19 protein-coding genes, 1 other RNA gene and 1 pseudogene are annotated in these 14,865 nt (G+C 74.0%); 8 read left to right on the top strand and 13 right to left on the bottom strand.

The annotated features are described in order from the left end of the window. Position 1 precedes the first annotated feature (1 nt). The gene (locus tag PSR1_RS24355; RefSeq protein ID WP_059436086.1) at positions 2-373 is read right to left on the bottom strand and encodes a hypothetical protein; all 372 of its coding nucleotides are present in this window, start codon (positions 371-373) and stop codon (positions 2-4) included. Between the two features lie 221 nt (positions 374-594). Here PSR1_RS24355 and PSR1_RS02615 point away from each other — a divergent pair, with 221 nt between their 5' ends. Further along, positions 595-1,167, top strand: coding sequence for an NADPH-dependent FMN reductase (locus tag PSR1_RS02615; RefSeq protein ID WP_059436085.1), 573 nt, complete (start codon positions 595-597; stop codon positions 1,165-1,167). Positions 1,168-1,259: 92 nt separating this feature from the next. Here the strand turns inward: PSR1_RS02615 and PSR1_RS02610 are convergent, their stop codons facing one another. Beyond that, complete coding sequence (locus PSR1_RS02610; RefSeq protein ID WP_059436084.1) at positions 1,260-1,670, bottom strand: RidA family protein; 411 nt, start codon at positions 1,668-1,670, stop codon at positions 1,260-1,262. 117 nt (positions 1,671-1,787) lie between these two features. On the opposite strand from PSR1_RS02610, the gene PSR1_RS02605 reads away from it, so the two are divergent. Then, positions 1,788-2,414, top strand: coding sequence for a TetR/AcrR family transcriptional regulator (locus PSR1_RS02605; protein ID WP_059436083.1), 627 nt, complete (start codon positions 1,788-1,790; stop codon positions 2,412-2,414). A 52-nt stretch (positions 2,415-2,466) separates the two neighbouring features. Here the strand turns inward: PSR1_RS02605 and infA are convergent, their stop codons facing one another. Both infA and PSR1_RS02595 read right to left on the bottom strand, forming a co-directional pair. Then, positions 2,467-2,685, bottom strand: coding sequence for a translation initiation factor IF-1 (gene infA, locus PSR1_RS02600; protein WP_012634130.1), 219 nt, complete (start codon positions 2,683-2,685; stop codon positions 2,467-2,469). Between the two features lie 249 nt (positions 2,686-2,934). Next, on the bottom strand, positions 2,935-3,213 hold the full coding sequence (locus PSR1_RS02595; protein ID WP_059436082.1) for a hypothetical protein: 279 nt from the start codon (positions 3,211-3,213) through the stop codon (positions 2,935-2,937). A 355-nt stretch (positions 3,214-3,568) separates the two neighbouring features. Here PSR1_RS02595 and PSR1_RS02590 point away from each other — a divergent pair, with 355 nt between their 5' ends. Together PSR1_RS02590 and PSR1_RS02585 are read left to right on the top strand one after the other, a co-directional pair. Next, positions 3,569-3,937, top strand: a complete 369-nt coding sequence (locus PSR1_RS02590) for a hypothetical protein (protein ID WP_059436081.1) — start codon at positions 3,569-3,571, stop codon at positions 3,935-3,937. Beyond that, positions 3,938-4,564: a YdeI family protein gene (locus PSR1_RS02585; protein WP_059436080.1), complete on the top strand. Its 627-nt coding sequence runs from the start codon at positions 3,938-3,940 to the stop codon at positions 4,562-4,564. A 166-nt stretch (positions 4,565-4,730) separates the two neighbouring features. Here PSR1_RS02585 and PSR1_RS02580 read toward each other — a convergent pair whose 3' ends face one another. The 5 genes from PSR1_RS02580 to PSR1_RS02565 form a co-directional block, all read right to left on the bottom strand. Then, positions 4,731-5,132, bottom strand: a complete 402-nt coding sequence (locus tag PSR1_RS02580) for a type II toxin-antitoxin system death-on-curing family toxin (RefSeq protein ID WP_059436079.1) — start codon at positions 5,130-5,132, stop codon at positions 4,731-4,733. Beyond that, positions 5,129-5,353, bottom strand: a complete 225-nt coding sequence (locus tag PSR1_RS02575) for an AbrB/MazE/SpoVT family DNA-binding domain-containing protein (RefSeq protein WP_059436129.1) — start codon at positions 5,351-5,353, stop codon at positions 5,129-5,131. Before PSR1_RS02575 ends, PSR1_RS02580 begins: the two co-directional genes overlap by 4 nt. Positions 5,354-5,532: 179 nt before the next feature. After that, positions 5,533-5,883, bottom strand: a transfer-messenger RNA (tmRNA) gene (gene ssrA, locus PSR1_RS02570). Between the two features lie 97 nt (positions 5,884-5,980). Beyond that, positions 5,981-6,148 carry a hypothetical protein gene (locus tag PSR1_RS24150; RefSeq protein WP_193388335.1) on the bottom strand — a complete coding sequence of 56 codons (168 nt, stop codon included), beginning with the start codon at positions 6,146-6,148 and terminating at the stop codon, positions 5,981-5,983. Between the two features lie 159 nt (positions 6,149-6,307). Then, positions 6,308-6,901 carry a TIGR02265 family protein gene (locus PSR1_RS02565; protein ID WP_059436078.1) on the bottom strand — a complete coding sequence of 198 codons (594 nt, stop codon included), beginning with the start codon at positions 6,899-6,901 and terminating at the stop codon, positions 6,308-6,310. 208 nt (positions 6,902-7,109) lie between these two features. On the opposite strand from PSR1_RS02565, the gene PSR1_RS02560 reads away from it, so the two are divergent. Genes PSR1_RS02560 through PSR1_RS02545 form a run of 4 tightly spaced genes read left to right on the top strand, consistent with a single transcriptional unit; the run spans position 7,110 to position 11,857 of the window. Then, positions 7,110-8,576: an FAD-linked oxidase C-terminal domain-containing protein gene (locus PSR1_RS02560; protein WP_059436077.1), complete on the top strand. Its 1,467-nt coding sequence runs from the start codon at positions 7,110-7,112 to the stop codon at positions 8,574-8,576. Beyond that, positions 8,573-9,802: an FAD-binding oxidoreductase gene (locus PSR1_RS02555; protein ID WP_059436076.1), complete on the top strand. Its 1,230-nt coding sequence runs from the start codon at positions 8,573-8,575 to the stop codon at positions 9,800-9,802. Before PSR1_RS02560 ends, PSR1_RS02555 begins: the two co-directional genes overlap by 4 nt. After that, the gene (locus PSR1_RS02550) at positions 9,803-11,119 is read left to right on the top strand and encodes a (Fe-S)-binding protein (RefSeq protein ID WP_059436075.1); all 1,317 of its coding nucleotides are present in this window, start codon (positions 9,803-9,805) and stop codon (positions 11,117-11,119) included. Between the two features lie 36 nt (positions 11,120-11,155). Beyond that, the gene (locus tag PSR1_RS02545; RefSeq protein WP_059436074.1) at positions 11,156-11,857 is read left to right on the top strand and encodes a YkgJ family cysteine cluster protein; all 702 of its coding nucleotides are present in this window, start codon (positions 11,156-11,158) and stop codon (positions 11,855-11,857) included. Between the two features lie 97 nt (positions 11,858-11,954). Here the strand turns inward: PSR1_RS02545 and PSR1_RS02540 are convergent, their stop codons facing one another. The 4 genes and pseudogenes from PSR1_RS02540 to PSR1_RS02525 form a co-directional block, all read right to left on the bottom strand. Continuing rightward, the gene (locus tag PSR1_RS02540) at positions 11,955-12,458 is read right to left on the bottom strand and encodes an Hsp20/alpha crystallin family protein (RefSeq protein WP_202813217.1); all 504 of its coding nucleotides are present in this window, start codon (positions 12,456-12,458) and stop codon (positions 11,955-11,957) included. Positions 12,459-12,589: 131 nt separating this feature from the next. After that, positions 12,590-13,030 carry a hydrogenase maturation protease gene (locus PSR1_RS02535; RefSeq protein ID WP_059436073.1) on the bottom strand — a complete coding sequence of 147 codons (441 nt, stop codon included), beginning with the start codon at positions 13,028-13,030 and terminating at the stop codon, positions 12,590-12,592. Between the two features lie 162 nt (positions 13,031-13,192). Further along, positions 13,193-14,467 (bottom strand): dicarboxylate/amino acid:cation symporter, encoded by a 1,275-nt coding sequence (locus PSR1_RS02530; RefSeq protein WP_059436072.1) that lies wholly within the window; start codon positions 14,465-14,467, stop codon positions 13,193-13,195. Positions 14,468-14,559: 92 nt separating this feature from the next. Continuing rightward, positions 14,560-14,865 (bottom strand): annotated as a pseudogene (locus PSR1_RS02525) (hypothetical protein); the annotation flags it as partial.

Raw genomic sequence — 14,865 nt, 5'->3', positions numbered from 1 at the left:
ATCAGGGTTCGGTCAGGACCTGAGCAGAGCGCCCGCCCTGCGTTCTCGCCCGCTGCGCCGGAGAGCGCACGAGGAGGACGGGCATGCACCTGCCCTGAAGCGCGAGCGCTTCGGAGGGCTGCCGCGCACGATCCTCGAGATCGGGGCCGGGGGAGGACGGCCTCGAGGTCCTCGACCCTCTGGGCAGCTGCCGCAGCACCTTCACGATCCCCCGGGCGAAGCGCGCGGCGCTCACCGCCCGCTGGAGCGACGCGTCGGCGACGATCGCGTCCGGCCAGAGCTCTCGCAGCAGCTCCTCCTTTGGGCCGACGCGATGACGGTTCCGGACGAGGTAGGCGAGCACCGATCCGCGTCCCGCGGCGGTCTCGCCCATGTGGCCGACCGCTCACCTGGCGGCCCGCCTGCACCCGGGCGCGAGACACGAAGAGTGAACGTGGGGCGCCCCCACCGAGCCGGCAGGCGCGCACCGACCGTGCGCCAGGTCTCGGTTACCTTCCCGGCCGGCCGGAGCGGCAGGAGCCGGGGCGCTCGACGACGACCATCAGCCCGCAGCCGTGAAGGGAAACGACGTCGTTCACGCAGGGTGGAGCGCACATGACCAGTTACAAGGTCGGATACTTCGTCGGCAGCCTCTCGTCCACCTCCATCAACCGCATGCTCGCGAAGGCGCTGGTCCGCCTGGCGCCGCCAGAGCTGAAGTTCGAGGAGATCCCGATCAAGGACCTGCCGCTGTACAGCCAGGACCACGACGCCGACTACCCGCCGGTGGCACGGGCCTTCAAGAAGGCCATCGCCGAGTGCGACGCGCTGCTCTTCGTGACGCCCGAGTACAACCGGTCGATCCCCGGTGGCCTGAAGAACGCGATCGACTGGGCGAGCCGTCCCTGGGGGCAGAACTCCTTCGCGCGGAAGCCGTCCGGCGTGATCGGCACCTCACCCGGAGCGATCGGCACCGCCGTGGCGCAGAGCCACCTGCGCGGCGTGTTGTGCTTCTGCAACTCGCCGCTCATGAACAACATGGAGGCGTACATCCAGTTCAGGCCCGGCATGATCACGCCCGAGGGACAGGTGACGGAGGAGAGCACCGAGGCGTTCCTGCGAAATTACCTGAACGAGCTGCACGCCTTCATCGTGCGCGTGCTGACCGTGCTGCCGCGCGACGTCTGACGGCACGCCGGGCGGCCGGACGGGGCGGGTCCCGGGTGCGACCTCCGCCGCCGCGAATGGCACGGCGGCGGAGGGACGCGCCCGAGCCGGGCTCAGCTCGGCAGCCTGACCGTCAGCTCCAGCTCCACCTGCAGGTCGGGCCCGGCGAGCGCCGCGACGCCCACGCCGGTGATGCACGGCTTCGCGCCGTCGAACAGCTCGAGCAGCGGCGGGAAGACGGCGTGGAGCCGCTCGGGCGTGAGGTCCGTCACGAAGCAGCGGGCCATGACGATGTCGTGCGGGGTCGCGCCGAGGGCGTCGAGCGCGGCCCGGGCGTTGGCGGCCGCGATGCGGGTCTGCTCGACGAGGTCGGCGGGCGGTGCCTCGCCGCCCGGTCGCCACGCCACCTGGCCCGAGACGTAGGCCATGCGGGCGCCGGGCTCGACCACGGAGATCTGCGAGTAACCCATCGCCCCGGCGTCGGGCAGGGTGGGCGGGTTCAGGCGGGTGATGGGAGCGGTCATGAGGTCACGAGTCCTGTAGAGTAGTGGGAGACGCTGCGGAGTCTTTAGGAGGACTCTACATATGTAGAGACTCCGCCGCTGTCAACGCGCCCCGCACGAAGGACCCGAGAGACGCCCATGGGCAAAGCCGAACGGAAGAAGGCAGGCGCGGCGCACACGCCCAAGGACGCCGCCAGGGCGGACCGACCCGATCGCCGCGCCGTCATCCTCGAGGCCGTGCTGGAGCTGCTCGCGACGCAGGGGCTCGAGGGCGTGACCCATCGCGCGGTGGACGAGGCCGCCGGCCTGCCCCAGGGGTCGACGACCTACTACTTCCCGAAGAAGAGCGCGCTGCTCGTCGCGGCCGCCGACCACCTGGCGGCGCTGCTGGAGAAGGAATGCGACGAGCTGCAGGTCGGGTTCGCCGAGCGCGCCGCGCGGCAGGGGCTGGACGCCGCCATCGCGTACGTGGCCGACGAGCTCGTGGCCTACGCCGACGACACGCGCCACCTGTTCCTTGCGCGCGTCGAGCTGACCATGGCCGCGGCGCGGCGCGAGGACCTGGCCGGCGTCGGCGAGCGCCTCACCGCCGCGGCGCGCCGGCCCATCGCGTTCTTCGTGAAGCTGATCTCGCACGGGCGGGCGGACGCGCCCATCGAGACCTGCGCGGGCCTCATCGACGGCATCACGCTCATGTACGCCATCGGCCAGGGACCCAAGCCGACGACCGAGCAGGTCTCGTCCGTGCTGCGCGCGGTGCTGTAGGGGCCGGGGCTTCTCGGCCCCGTCGCAGCGGGACCGCGGAGGGGCGGCCGCGCTACTTGTCGCGGTACGTGATCCGTCCGCGCGTCAGGTCGTACGGGGACAGCTCCACCTTCACGCGATCGCCGGTGATGATGCGGATGTGGAACCGCTTCATCTTGCCCGACGGGTACGCCAGGACGACGGGGCCCTGGTCGAGCTTCACGCGATACATGCCGCCGCTCGACTCCTCGACGCGCCCCTGAACCTCGATGCCTGCTTCCTTCTCGCTCAAACGCTCTCCAGTTCGTGATCCCGCAGCGTAAAAGAAACCCGCCTCGCGGCGGGCGCTCCGGGGGTGTGGCGGCGCCCGGGGCCCGAGCTGGGCCGCTGGCGCTGGTCGGGCACTCATATAGCCCAACGTGCAACAGGATGGCCACTCGCGATCGACCGTGCGAGCCACCGCCCCGCCTCCCGCTCCCGGAGGGGACGGGATCTGCTGCATGGACTACATGAGCCTACATGCTGCGTGCCGCCGCGGGCGCTACTTCTCGTCCGGAACGACCTCGAACCAGAACTTCTTGTGCGTCAGCTCGGGAGCTTCCCGGGTGACCTCGTTCGTGTCGTTCTTCATCGCCTTCAGCACCGCGTGGAGCTGCTCGGTCGGCAGGTGCTCCTGCAGGAAGATGAGGGCCTGCTTCTCGTCCTTCCACCCGTGATCTCGCGGGTAGTGCTCCATCAAGAACTCTCGCAGGTCCACCACCTTCAGCTTGCGGCGCTCGACGGTGGTCCACTCCTTCGTCAGTCCGAGCTGGATCTTCATGCTTCGCTCCTATCGTTGAACGGGCGCGACTTCCAGCGCCTCGCGCTGCGAGGGGAACAGGCGAGGCCATCTTGCCACGTGGCCGCCCGTTCGCGCCGGGTACGTGACGGGAGCGCTGGCGAAAGGAGGCGCCCAGCTGGCCACGCAGGAGGTCGCCCCGTCGTCCGGAACGCCTCCAGGCGCGCGTAAGCGCGCGAGATCAGTGGACAGAGGCGATGCGCGTGACGAAGGCCCTGGGCCGACAAGATGTCGCGTCCGCTCGGGCAGCGCGGGGCCTGCCCGAAGACGGACGATTTCGCTGAGAGCGGATAGGATGCAGCCCGCTTCACCGTCACATCAGCGGAGGGGACGAGACGTGTCAAAGCCGAAGAAGCTGCTCCTGGGCGCCGTGACGCTGTGGCCACTGGCGTACATGTTCACGTTCCTGGTGACGGTGCTCGGAATGATCGCGATGGGCCCCGGTGGCCCCCGCGGATCCGGCGGTGGCTTCCCGGCGTGGATCGCGGCGCTCTTCGTCGTTCACATCGCCACGATGCTGCTGACGATCGGCCTGACGATCTTCTACGGCATCCACGCGTACCGCTCGACGCGCGTCCCCGAGAGCCGCCGCGTCCTGTGGGTCCTTCTCAACATCCTCGGCTCCTTCGTCGCGCAGCTCTTCTACTGGTACCTGTTCGTCTGGCGCGAGCCCGAACCCCAGGCAGCCACGCTGCCGAGGGCGTAGATGCAGAGCTCGAAGGGCGGCGATCCGATCCTCGAGCTGCGCGGCGTGGCCGCGTGGAATGCATGGCTCCGCGAGAACCACGATCGGTCTGCCGGCGTCCTCCTCCGCATCCCGAAGAAGGGGGCGAGCGACACGACGCTCACGTACGCGGCAGCGCTCGAGGCCGCACTGGCCTGGGGGTGGATCGACGGGCAGAAGCGAGCGCTGGACGGCACCGCGTGGCTGCAGCGCTTCACGCGCCGCACCCGGCGGAGCCCGTGGTCCAAGATCAACCGCGCCAAGGCCGAGGCGCTGATCGCGAGCGGCCGGATGGAGGAGCCGGGGCTCGCCGAGGTCGACCGCGCCAGGCGCGACGGGCGATGGGAACGCGCCTACGACGGCGCGAAGACCTCGACGGTCCCCGACGATCTCGCCGAGGCGCTCGCCGGCAATCCGCGTGCTCGGGCGTTCTTCGAGACCCTCGACGGCGCGAATCGCTACGCGATCCTCTACCGGGTCACGACGGCCAAGCTCCCGGAGACCCGGGCGAAGCGGATCGCCACCTTCGTGGCGATGTGCGCGGCGCACCAGACGTTGCATCCGGCCAAGACGAAGGCGGCGAAAGCGAAGTCCAAGACCTCGCGCTGACCAGGCGCGTGAGGCGTTGCGAGCCGGGGCCGCGTTCCGAGAGGTCGCGCATCCGCCGCGTTCAATGGTGCGCTCGGACCAGGGCCTGCCAGTACGCGCGTCTCACAGGCTGCTCGCCCCGCAGAAGCCGGCGCGCCGAGTCCCCCCACAACCTGTGACCGACGCACTAAGCCCCGCCGAATCCAGCGGCGAGGTGCCTGAACTGGGTGGCGAGGGCCGCCTTGTCCAGCCGTCGCTCGGCGACCGCGATCATCGCGTCGTAGAGGCCGCCGGCCGGATCGCTGATCGAGATGCCGTTCAGATCGAGGAACACGATGGCGGCGAGCAGCCCCGTCCGCTTGTTGCCGTCGACGAAGGGCTGGTTCTGCGCGATGTGGAACGCGTACGCCGCCGCCATGGCGAAGAGGTCCTCGTGCGCGAGCTCACCGCCCGCAGAGGCCCGCGGCATCGCGACGGCGGACTCGAGCAAGCCGATGTCGCGAATACCTGCGGCCCCTCCGTACGTCGCGAGCTGCTCCTCATGGATGAGCAACACGTCATCCACGTCGAGGAAGAGGGGATCGCTCACTTCGCGAGCTTCCGGAGCGTCGCATCGTGAGCCGCCATCGCTCGATGCGTCGCTGCCTTCACCTTCGCTCGCCTCGCGCTCCGGACCGGCTCGATGATGAGCCGCTCGCCATCCGTGCGCATGTCGAGCTCGGTCTCGCGGTCGATGTCCAGGAGCTCGAGGATGGGCTTCTCGATCACGATGCCGAGGCTGTTGCCGATGGCCGAGAGCTTCTTCCGCATGACGGTCACTCCGTTCTTACGAACGTATAACTGCGCGACCGACCACGGGCAACTCCGACCCGATCTCGTCTCGGCTCCAGAGCCGAGGCCCGGGTAGGTCCCGCTTGTGGGCGCTGGGTAGGTTGCCCTGGGGTCCGAAAAGAAAAAGCCCCCGCAGAACGGGGGCTTTCAGTGTCCTCAAGTGGAGGCGCCGGGAATCGAACCCGGGTCCGAAAGACTTCCAGTGAATGGCCCTACGCGCGTAGCTCGGAGTGGATACGTGAGCGGCAACCTCCGAGCCTGCAACCGCTCACGTCCTCGCCCTTTGATCTCGACCTCGGCAAGGCGGTTCGCTTCCCGCCAAGGTCCAGCCGGAGCTGACGTTCACACCCGGTACCCGGCGCTTCCGGGGGAACGCACGGCCTTTAGTTAGGCCGCGAGAGCCATGGGCTCGTTCGCGTTTCTGCTTGGTCCCGTTTTTACGTGGCCTCGTGACCAACCACGGCGCGCACCATACGCCTTCCGTCCTCCGTCGAAACCAGTTCGCCCCCAAGTCTGCGAACTGACGGTCCTTTCATAAGACCGCCGCCGCGGGAGTCAAGCGGCCGAGGCATCGTACCACGGGGTGCTGCAGACGGGGGCGGCGCCTCAGCGGCGCTCCCGCTCGCGCTCGCGCCGCTCGTCCTCCTCCAAGATCCCCTGCCACGTCTCGTGCTCTCGCTCGATGGGCGGAGCGGTCGTCCGTTCGCGCGGACGCTCGCGGTCCTCGGGCCGGGGCTCGGTCCTCGCTTCCCTGTGACGGTCCTCGCGGTCCATCTCGTGCCTCCTCCTCGACCGGAAGGTGGGGCGCGCAGGACGATGAGGCCTGGTCTCACCAGCGCCGGGCGCCAGCGCGACCGGGCGCCCGCCACGCGGCACGTCGGCCGTGCGCTCGAGGCTTTTCCTGGAGGGGAGGCGTCGGAGTTGGCGAGCGGGTCAGGCCCACTCGCAGCGGTACTCGCACGACGCCGCGCCGCGCGCGCGGCAGTGGGTCTCCGCCACCTTCACGGCCTTCCCGCCGGAGAGCTCGATGGCGCGACCGAGCCAGCCCACCGCCGTCAGGCAGTCGTCGGCGGTGACCTCGTCGCCGCCGTGCGTGCGGATCACCGCGGCGCGCCGGCCGGTGGCCTCGTACGTGCGCGAGCCGCTGGTGTGGCTGGCGGCGTAGAGCACGGGGACGCTGCGCAGCAGGTGGTGCGGCTCGCCCTCCCGCAGGTAGGCGCGGTGGGCGCCGGCGGGGGCGAGGTTGGTCTCGGCGGTGTGGCGGCCCATGGCGAGGAACATCGCGGACCGGTCGCCGCGGGCGAGCAGCGCGGCGATGGTGAGCTCGACCCGGATGAGCAGGTCGGCCGGGTACCACGCCGCCGGATCGAGCGTGCCGCGCAGCAGCGCCTGGTCCGCCACGGTCAGGCGGCGGAGCACGCGCTCGGCGCTCTCCGAGCCCTGGGCCCGCAGGTAGTTCATCCGGGAGACGAGCAGGGTCCCCTTCACCTTGCCGATGGCCCGCGTCGCGGTGGCGGTCGTGGTCATGGCCCGCCAGCGTACCGGGCGTGATCCCCGTGCGCCAGCGCGCAGCCCCCGGATCCGGGAGGGGACGCGTGGGTGCATGTGCGTCCTGGCGTGCCGGCGGGCGGCCGAAGCCCCCGTCCGCCCCCGATCGATGCACCCCGTCGACGGTTGACCGGGCCGAGCGGTCCCGGAACATTCAACCACCCACCTCGCAGCCGGAGGAGCCCGCGTGCCCCGAGCTCCCGCCGTGAGCAGCGCCCTCGCCCGACGCCTCGCCGCCGCCCTGGGCCCGGCGCACGTGATCGCGGACCCGGCGGAGCTGCGGGTCTACGCGTGCGACGGGATCACCCACGGTCGAACCACGCCGGCGCTGGTCGCGCTGCCGGGCTCGACCGAGGAGGTGGTCGAGGTGGTGAACGCGGCCCGCGAGGCGGGCGTGCCGCTCGTGCCGCGCGGCGCGGGCACCGGGCTCTCCGGCGGCGCGCGCCCGTCGCCGGGCTCGATCGTCGTCTCGCTCGCGCGCATGCGGCGCATCCTCGAGCTGGACCTCGAGAACGGCTGGGCGCGCGTCGAGCCGGGGGTCATCAACCTCGACGTCTCGCGCGCGGTCGCGGCGGCGGGCTGGTACTACGCGCCGGACCCGTCGTCGCAGGGCGTGTGCTCGATCGGCGGCAACGTGGCCGAGAACTCGGGCGGCGCGCACTGCCTCAAGTACGGGTTCACCACCAACCACGTGCTGGCCGCACGCGTGGTCCTCTCCGACGGCAGCGTGGTGGACCTGGGCGGCCCGGCGGCGGACGCGCCCGGCTACGACCTGCTCGCGGCGATGGTGGGCAGCGAGGGGCTGCTGGGCATCGCCACCGAGGCGACGCTGCGCCTGCTGCGCAAGCCCGAGGTGACGCGCACCTTCTTCGCCACGTTCCCGTCCACCGACGAGGCGGGCGCCGCGGTGTCGGGCATCATCGCCGCCGGCATCCTGCCCGCCGCCATCGAGATGATGGACCGGCTCGCCATCGTGGCGGCCAAGGCGGCCACGGGCCTGGACTGGCCGGACGTGGGCGCGGCGCTCCTCATGGACGCGGACGGCCCGCGCGCCGAGGTCGAGCACGTCTCGGCCCGCGCCATCGAGCTCGCGCGCGCCGCCGGCGCGCTGGAGATCCGGGTGCCGCGCGACGAGGCGGAGCGCCAGCTCATGTGGAAGGGGCGCAAGAGCGCCTTCGCCGCGGTGGGCCGCATCAGCCCGAACTACCTGGTCGAGGACGGCGTCATCCCGCGCTCGGAGATCGCGCGCGTGCTGCGGGAGATCGAGCGCATGGCCGCCGAGGCCGGCCTGCGCGTCGCCAACGTCTTCCACGCCGGCGACGGCAACCTCCACCCGCTGGTGCTCTACGACGCGCGCAACCCCGGCGAGGAGGCGCGCGCCGCGGCGCTGGGCGGCGAGATCCTGCGGCTGTGCATCCGCAGCGGCGGCTCGATCACCGGCGAGCACGGGGTGGGCGCCGAGAAGGCCGCGTACATGGCGGAGCAGTTCGCCCCGGAGGACCTCGAGACGATGCAGCGCGTCCGCTGCGCCTTCGACGGCGCGGCCCTCATGAACCCGGGCAAGGTGTTCCCCACGCCGCGGCTGTGCGGCGAGCGGCCCGGCCCCTACCGCCCCCATCCCGCCGAGGTGGCCGGGCTCGCGGAGCGCTGGTGAGCGCCGCGCCGCGCCCGGCGGACGCCGCCGACGCGGTGGCCGGCGTCGTGCCGCGCCTGGCGGTCGAGCCCGCGACGCTCGACGAGGCGGCCGAGGCGATGCGCGCGCTCGCCGCGGACGGGCTCGCGGTGGCGTTCGTGGGCGGGGGCACCGACCTCGGCCTCGGCGCGCCGCCGTCCCGCCTCGACGCGGTGCTGCGCACCCGCCGGCTCGACCGCGTCCGCGAGCACGCGCCCTCCGACCAGATCGTGGCGGTGGAGGGCGGGATGACGCTCGCCGCGCTCCAGGACCACCTCGCGCCGCACGGGCAGCGGCTCGCCCTCGACGCACCGCTCGCGGAGCGCGCCACGGTGGGCGGCATCGTGGCGGCGAACGCGTTCGGGCCGCGGCGCGCCCGCTTCGGCGCGGTGCGCGACCTCGTCATCGGCATGACCGTCGTCCGCGCCGACGGCGTGGTGGCGCGGGGCGGCGGCAAGGTGGTGAAGAACGTGGCCGGCTTCGACCTGCCGCGGCTGTTCTGCGGCTCGCTCGGCACGCTCGGGCTGGTGGCGGAGGTGGTGTTCCGCCTGCACCCGCTCCCGGAGGCCTCGGCCACGGTCGCGGTGCCGGGGCTGGGCGCGCCGGCCTGCCGCGCGCTGGCGAAGGCCGTGCTCGACGCGCGCCTCGAGCCGGTGGCGGTGGTGGCGCGGCGCGACGGCGGTGTCTACCGGCTGGGGCTCCGGTTCGAGGGCTTCGGCCCGGGCGTGCGGGATCAGTCGGAGCGCGCGCTGGCGCTGGCGGCGGCGCAGGGCACGCCGGGGGAGCGGCTGGGCGGCGCGGACGAGGCGGCGCTCTGGGCGCGCCAGGACGCGGTCCGCACCGCCGGCGACGTGCGGATCCGGGCGGCGTTCCAGCCGGCGGCGCTGGCGACGGCGGCCGGCGCGCTGGAGCGGGTGGCGGGCGCGCTCGCCGGCGGCGGCCTCCTGCTCCACCCGACGCTCGGGATCGGGCTCGTCTCGGGCACGCTCGAGGACCCGGCGCTCGCCGCGGTCGCCATCGAGGCGGCGCGCGGCGCGGTGGCGGCCGGCCACGGCTCGGTGGTGATCGCCGACGCGCCCGCGGCGCTCCGCGCCCGGGTGGACCCGTGGGGCGCGCCGCCGCCGGGGCTCGATCTGATGCGGCGGCTGAAGCGGGAGCTTGACCCGGAGCACCGGCTCGCGCCGGGCCGCCTGCCAGGAGGGATCTGAATGGGCGCGGGAGCGGACAGGGCGCTGCAGGCGGCGCCGCCGGCGCGCGGCGCGGCGCGCTCGCCGGCGGACGAGTGCGTGCACTGCGGCTTCTGCCTGCCGGTCTGCCCGACGTGGCAGAGCTGGCAGGAGGAGATGGACTCGCCGCGCGGCCGCATCGACCTCTTCCGCGGGCTCCAGGAGGGCGAGCTGGCCATGTCGGACGCGGTGGCGGCGCACTTCGACCGCTGCCTGGGCTGCATGGCCTGCCTGGGCGCCTGCCCGTCCGGCGTCCGCTACGACCACGTCATCGACGCGGCCCGCGCGCGCGTGGAGCGGGAGCACCGGCGCCCGGCGCTCGACCGGCTGCACCGCGCGTTCGTGTTCTCGCTGTTCCCGCACCCGGGGCGGCTGCGCGCGGCGGCGGTGCTGCTGTGGCTGTGGCGGGTGAGCGGGCTGCGCTGGCTGTTCCGCCGCACCGGCCTGCTGCGCCTCTCGCGGCGGCTCGAGCAGCTCGAGGCGCTCGCGCCGCCGCTCTCGCTGCGCGACGTGCTCGCGACCATCCCGCCGGCCACCGGCGCGCACGGCGAGCGGCGCCTGCGGGTGGGCCTCGTGACCGGCTGCGTGCAGAAGGTGTTCTTCCCCGGCGTGAACGCGGCCACCGTCCGCGTGCTCGCGGCCGAGGGGGTCGAGGTCGTCGCGCCGGCGGGCCAGGGCTGCTGCGGGGCGCTGTCGGTGCACGCCGGCCGCCTCGACGAGGCGCGGCGGCTGGCGCGGGCGCTGGTGGAGCGCTTCGAGGGGCTGCCGCTCGACGCCATCGTGGTGAACGCGGCCGGCTGCGGCTCGCACCTGAAGGACCTCGCGCACCTGTTCGAGGGCGACGCGGAGTTCGCGCCGCGCGCGGCGGCGTTCGCGGCCCGGGTGCGCGACGCCTCGGAGCTGCTCGCCGGGCTCCCGCCCCGGGCGCCGCGCGCCCCGCTCGCCGCGCGCGTGGCCTACCACTCGCCCTGCCATCTCCAGCACGCGCAGGGCGTGGGCGGCGCGCCGCGGGCCCTGCTCGCCACCATCCCCGGCCTCGAGCTGGTCGAGATCGCCGACGGCGACCAGTGCTGCGGCTCGGCGGGCATCTACAACCTGGTGCAACCGGAGAGCGCGTCGGAGATCGGACGGCGCAAGGCCGATGCCGTCTTGGCGACCGGCGCGACCGTGCTCGCGAGCGCGAACCCGGGCTGCACGCTGCACGTCCGCAGGCTGCTCGAGGAGCGGGGCGCGGCCGTCGAGCCGGCGCACCCGCTCGAGCTGCTGGACAGCGCCATCCAGGCGGCGCGGCGCGGGTGAGGCGCGAGCCCGGCCCGGCGCCGGGGAGGGGGAGCGGTGCTCGACGAGGCGGTGGCGCGTTGCAGGGACGAGGTCGGGGCACTGGCGGAGCGCGGCCTCGCCGCGGGGAGCGAGGCGGCGCTGGCGGCGCTGCTCGAGGGCGTGGAGCGCGCGGTGGCGGCGTCGCTCGGGGTGGCGCGGCCGTCCGGCACGCCGTCCCCGGCCTGCGGGCCGGGCTGCTCGAGCTGCTGCGTGCTGAACGTGGGCACGCTGCCGGTGGAGGGGGCGGTCGCGGCGGCGCGGCTGCGGCGCGGGCTGGACGCCGGCGCGGCGGCGGCGCTCGGCGCGCGGCTGCTCGCGTTCCACGACCGCGTCCGCTGGCTGGAGGACCGCGAGCGGATCGCCGGACGGGTGGCCTGCCCGCTGCTCGACGGCGCGGGCCGCTGCGCCATCCACCCGGCGCGGCCGCTCGCGTGCCGCAGCGTGAGCGCGGTGGACCGGGGCGACTGTCGCGCGGCGCTGGCCCTGGCGGCCGGCGACGGGCAGGACGACGAGGAGGACGGCCGCGCGCCGGTGGTGCGCATGGACGTGGCGCAGCGGACGCTCTACCTCGAGGCGCTGGACGCGCTCGGCGGCGCGCTCGCCCGGCGTGGCCTGGACGCGCGGCGGCGGGACGTGTCGGGGATGGTCGGGCACTTCCTGGCGCGGCCCGGCGCGCTCGACGCCTGGCAGGGGGGGGCGCCGCTGCCGCTCGACTGACGGGTCCCGCCGGATGCGACACGGGCGGCCGCCCGGATGGGCGTCCGCCCGCCGCGTGCGCGCCGTGCCGGGGGGAAGGGCCGGCGCGCGCCGCGTATCACGTCACCTCGATCTTCCGGCCGTGGCCCTTGCCCTCGCCGGCCATCGGCGCGCGGATCTCGAGCACGCCCTCGGTGAACTTCGCGGTCACGCGGTCCACCGCGATCTCCACCGGCAGCCGGACCGTGCGCGTGAACGCGCCCGCCGCGCGCTCGACGCGGTGGTAGTCCTTGCGCTCGATCCGCTCCTCCTTCTCCTTCTTCCCGGAGAGCGTCACGAGGTCCCCGGTGATCTCCACCTTGATGTCCTCGCGCCGCAGGCCGGGCAGCTCTGCCTTCAGGACCAGGTCGCGGCCGTCCTCGTACACGTCCACGGGCGGCACCTTGAACGCCAGCTCCTCGCCCAGCCGCAGCACGGGCCAGAACGCGGACCAGCGCTCCCCGACCAGCTCGTCGATCCGTTCCATCCACGGCGGAAGCGCCGGCATGCTCTCGCGCAGGGCCGCGAGCCTGCCGCGCTCCTTCGGCTCCTTGCCGTGATCGTGCTTCATCGGCTTCGTCATCGAACGCGCCTCCTTCCGCACGATCGAGCGTGGGCCGCGGTGGGGGGTGGGTCAAGCGGAGGCCGGGGGTCCGCCGCGGGCCCGAGGGCCGCGGGGTGCGAAGCCGGGTCGCGGCCGGAAGGCGTGCGCGGCTACAGGCGGAAGCCCGCCACCATCTCTCTCGCGCGCTCGCGCGCCAGGGGGAGCGCCGCCTCCACCTCGGGGGAGAGCGCGTCGCCGAACGCGAAGTCGCGCCCGGCCACGGTCACCAGGGCGGCGGGGGGCACGCGGCCGAACAGCGCACGCGCCAGCCCGAGCACCTCCTCCGGCATGAGCGTGTGGATCACCGCGGCGCGCGCCGGGCGGGGCGAGAGCCGCGTGGCGCAGACCTCCCCGGGCGTGCCGGCCACCGACGCGTCCAGGAACAGCACCCCGTCGGCGGAGGCCACCACCTCGGCGTGATCCGGGACGAGCTCGGGGATCTCCACCACCTCGAGGCCAGGGACCAGCGCCTCGAGGCCGTGCGCCACCGCCAGCCCGGCCGCGTCGTCTCCGCGCAGCGAGGTCCCGAGGGCCAGGGCGACGATCTTCATGGAGGGCTCCGGCGCCGCGCGGCCCGTTCCTGTCCAGGGCGACGCGAGGCGGAGGGTCATCCTACCAGGGGCGCCCCCGCCGACGGGAGGGGCGAGTTGCGAATCCCCGCGCTCGGGGGCGTCCCCCCGTTCGCGAACCGCCGGGGCGCGGCGCTCCGGTGGCTACGGCGCGGGTGGGGCCCCGGCCGCCGCGTCGGTCGCCTGGGCGGGCTCGCCCCGGGCGACGAACACCGCGGCGGCGAGATCGCCGGTGACGTTCACCGTCGTCCGGCACATGTCGAGGAACCGATCCACCCCGAGCACCAGGCCGATGCCCTCCACCGGGATCCCGAGGATGCCGAGGATCATCGCGATGAAGGGCATGGAGGCGGCCGGCACGCCGGCCGTGCCGATGCCGGCCAGGACGGCGATCCCCACCGCGATGGCCTGCTGGCCGAGCGACAGCTCGACCCCGTAGACCTGCGCCAGGAACAGCACCGTGACGCCCTCGAACAGCGCCGAGCCGTTCTGGTTCATGGCGGAGCCGGCGGTGAGGACGAAGCGCGCCACGTGCCGCGGCAGGCGAAGGTTCTCCTCGGCCACCCGGAGCGCGGTGGGAAGGGTGGCCGACGACGACGCGGTGGAGAACGCCGTCACCATGGCGAGCCGCACGCCGGAGAAGAACGCGCGCGGGCTCATGCCGCCGAACAGCTTCACCGAGAGGGAGTAGACCACGAACTGGTGCAGCGCGAGCCCGAGCACCACCACGCCCACGTAGGCGGCGATGGGCCGCACCACCGCCGCGCCGAGGCGGGCGGCCATGACGAAGAGCAGCGCGCCCACGCCGATGGGCGCGAGCCACAGCACGCCCTCGATGAGCTTCATGGAGACGTCGTAGAGCCCCTGCAGCGCCGCCTTCAGCGTGCGCGCGCCCGGCGTGTCGGTCATGGCGAGCGCCACGCCGAACAACAGCGCGAACACGATGAGGCCCATGAGGTCGCCGGTGGCGGCCGCCTTCACCGGGTTGTCCGGGACGAGCGCGAGGACGAACCCGGCCACCGAGTCGCCGCCGGGGAGCGGGGCGGGCTTGATCGTGGCGGCGCCGCGCGCGGCCTCGCGCACGGCGTCGGGCAGGCCGCGGCCGGGTCCGAGCACGTTCACCAGCGTCACGCCGATGAGCACCGCGATGGACGACACCGCCGCGGTGTAGCCGAGCATCCGCGCGCCCAGGCGGCCCAGGTGCCCGAGCTCGAGGTCGGCGACGCCGAGCACCAGCGCCGAGAACAGGAGCGGTACCACCAGCATGAACAGCAGCCGGATGAACAGCTGCCCGATGGGCTGGGCCACGTCGCGCACCGCGACGTCGAGCCAGGGCGCGCCGGCGCCCAGCGCGTTCGCGAGCGCGCCGAGCACGGCGCCCCCGACCACGGCGATCAGCATCCTGCGATGCGAGGGCATGCCCGTCCCGTGTACCCCGCCGCGGCGCGCGGCGGCAAGCCGGCCGGCGGGCCTGCCCGGGGCGTGGCATCGCCGCTGGGTGAACGCGACGCTCAGCGCCACGCACCCGGGCGCGCGTACACGAGCACCAGCGGCACCTCGTCGAGGAAGGCCCCGGCCACCGGCCGCGCGTCGCGGAACGCCGCCCAGGTGCGGTACTCCGCGTCGCGGGCCGCGCCGTCCACGGCCACCACGGCGACGTCCGCGTCCTCCGGCGCCTCCGCGCGGCGCAGGTCGGCCCGGAGCCGCCCGTCGCGCGCGTAGACCTCGACCGCCGCCTCGGCGGTGCGGGGCCAGTACACCCGCGCGCCGGGCCGGGCCCGCGCCGCGAGCGCGTCCAGCACCGCCGCGGCCGCCTC

The organism is Anaeromyxobacter sp. PSR-1 (assembly GCF_000964525.1).
Taxonomy (GTDB): Bacteria; Myxococcota; Myxococcia; order Myxococcales; family Anaeromyxobacteraceae; genus Anaeromyxobacter.
Note: the sequence above shows the minus strand (reverse complement) of the source record. Positions and strands in the feature narration are given on the sequence as shown.

Coding starts and splice junctions, on each gene's coding strand:
- PSR1_RS02535 (WP_059436073.1), bottom strand. CDS start 13,030: ATGAAGATCGTCGCCCTGGCCCTCGGGACCTCGCTGCGCGGAGACGAC.
- PSR1_RS24150 (WP_193388335.1), bottom strand. CDS start 6,148: ATGGACCGCGAGGACCGTCACAGGGAAGCGAGGACCGAGCCCCGGCCC.
- PSR1_RS02610 (WP_059436084.1), bottom strand. CDS start 1,670: ATGACCGCTCCCATCACCCGCCTGAACCCGCCCACCCTGCCCGACGCC.
- PSR1_RS24355 (WP_059436086.1), bottom strand. CDS start 373: ATGGGCGAGACCGCCGCGGGACGCGGATCGGTGCTCGCCTACCTCGTC.
- PSR1_RS02585 (WP_059436080.1), top strand. CDS start 3,938: ATGCAGAGCTCGAAGGGCGGCGATCCGATCCTCGAGCTGCGCGGCGTG.
- PSR1_RS02550 (WP_059436075.1), top strand. CDS start 9,803: ATGGGCGCGGGAGCGGACAGGGCGCTGCAGGCGGCGCCGCCGGCGCGC.
- PSR1_RS02565 (WP_059436078.1), bottom strand. CDS start 6,901: ATGACCACGACCGCCACCGCGACGCGGGCCATCGGCAAGGTGAAGGGG.
- PSR1_RS02540 (WP_202813217.1), bottom strand. CDS start 12,458: ATGACGAAGCCGATGAAGCACGATCACGGCAAGGAGCCGAAGGAGCGC.
- PSR1_RS02605 (WP_059436083.1), top strand. CDS start 1,788: ATGGGCAAAGCCGAACGGAAGAAGGCAGGCGCGGCGCACACGCCCAAG.
- PSR1_RS02575 (WP_059436129.1), bottom strand. CDS start 5,353: ATGCGGAAGAAGCTCTCGGCCATCGGCAACAGCCTCGGCATCGTGATC.
- PSR1_RS02595 (WP_059436082.1), bottom strand. CDS start 3,213: ATGAAGATCCAGCTCGGACTGACGAAGGAGTGGACCACCGTCGAGCGC.
- PSR1_RS02530 (WP_059436072.1), bottom strand. CDS start 14,467: ATGCCCTCGCATCGCAGGATGCTGATCGCCGTGGTCGGGGGCGCCGTG.
- PSR1_RS02615 (WP_059436085.1), top strand. CDS start 595: ATGACCAGTTACAAGGTCGGATACTTCGTCGGCAGCCTCTCGTCCACC.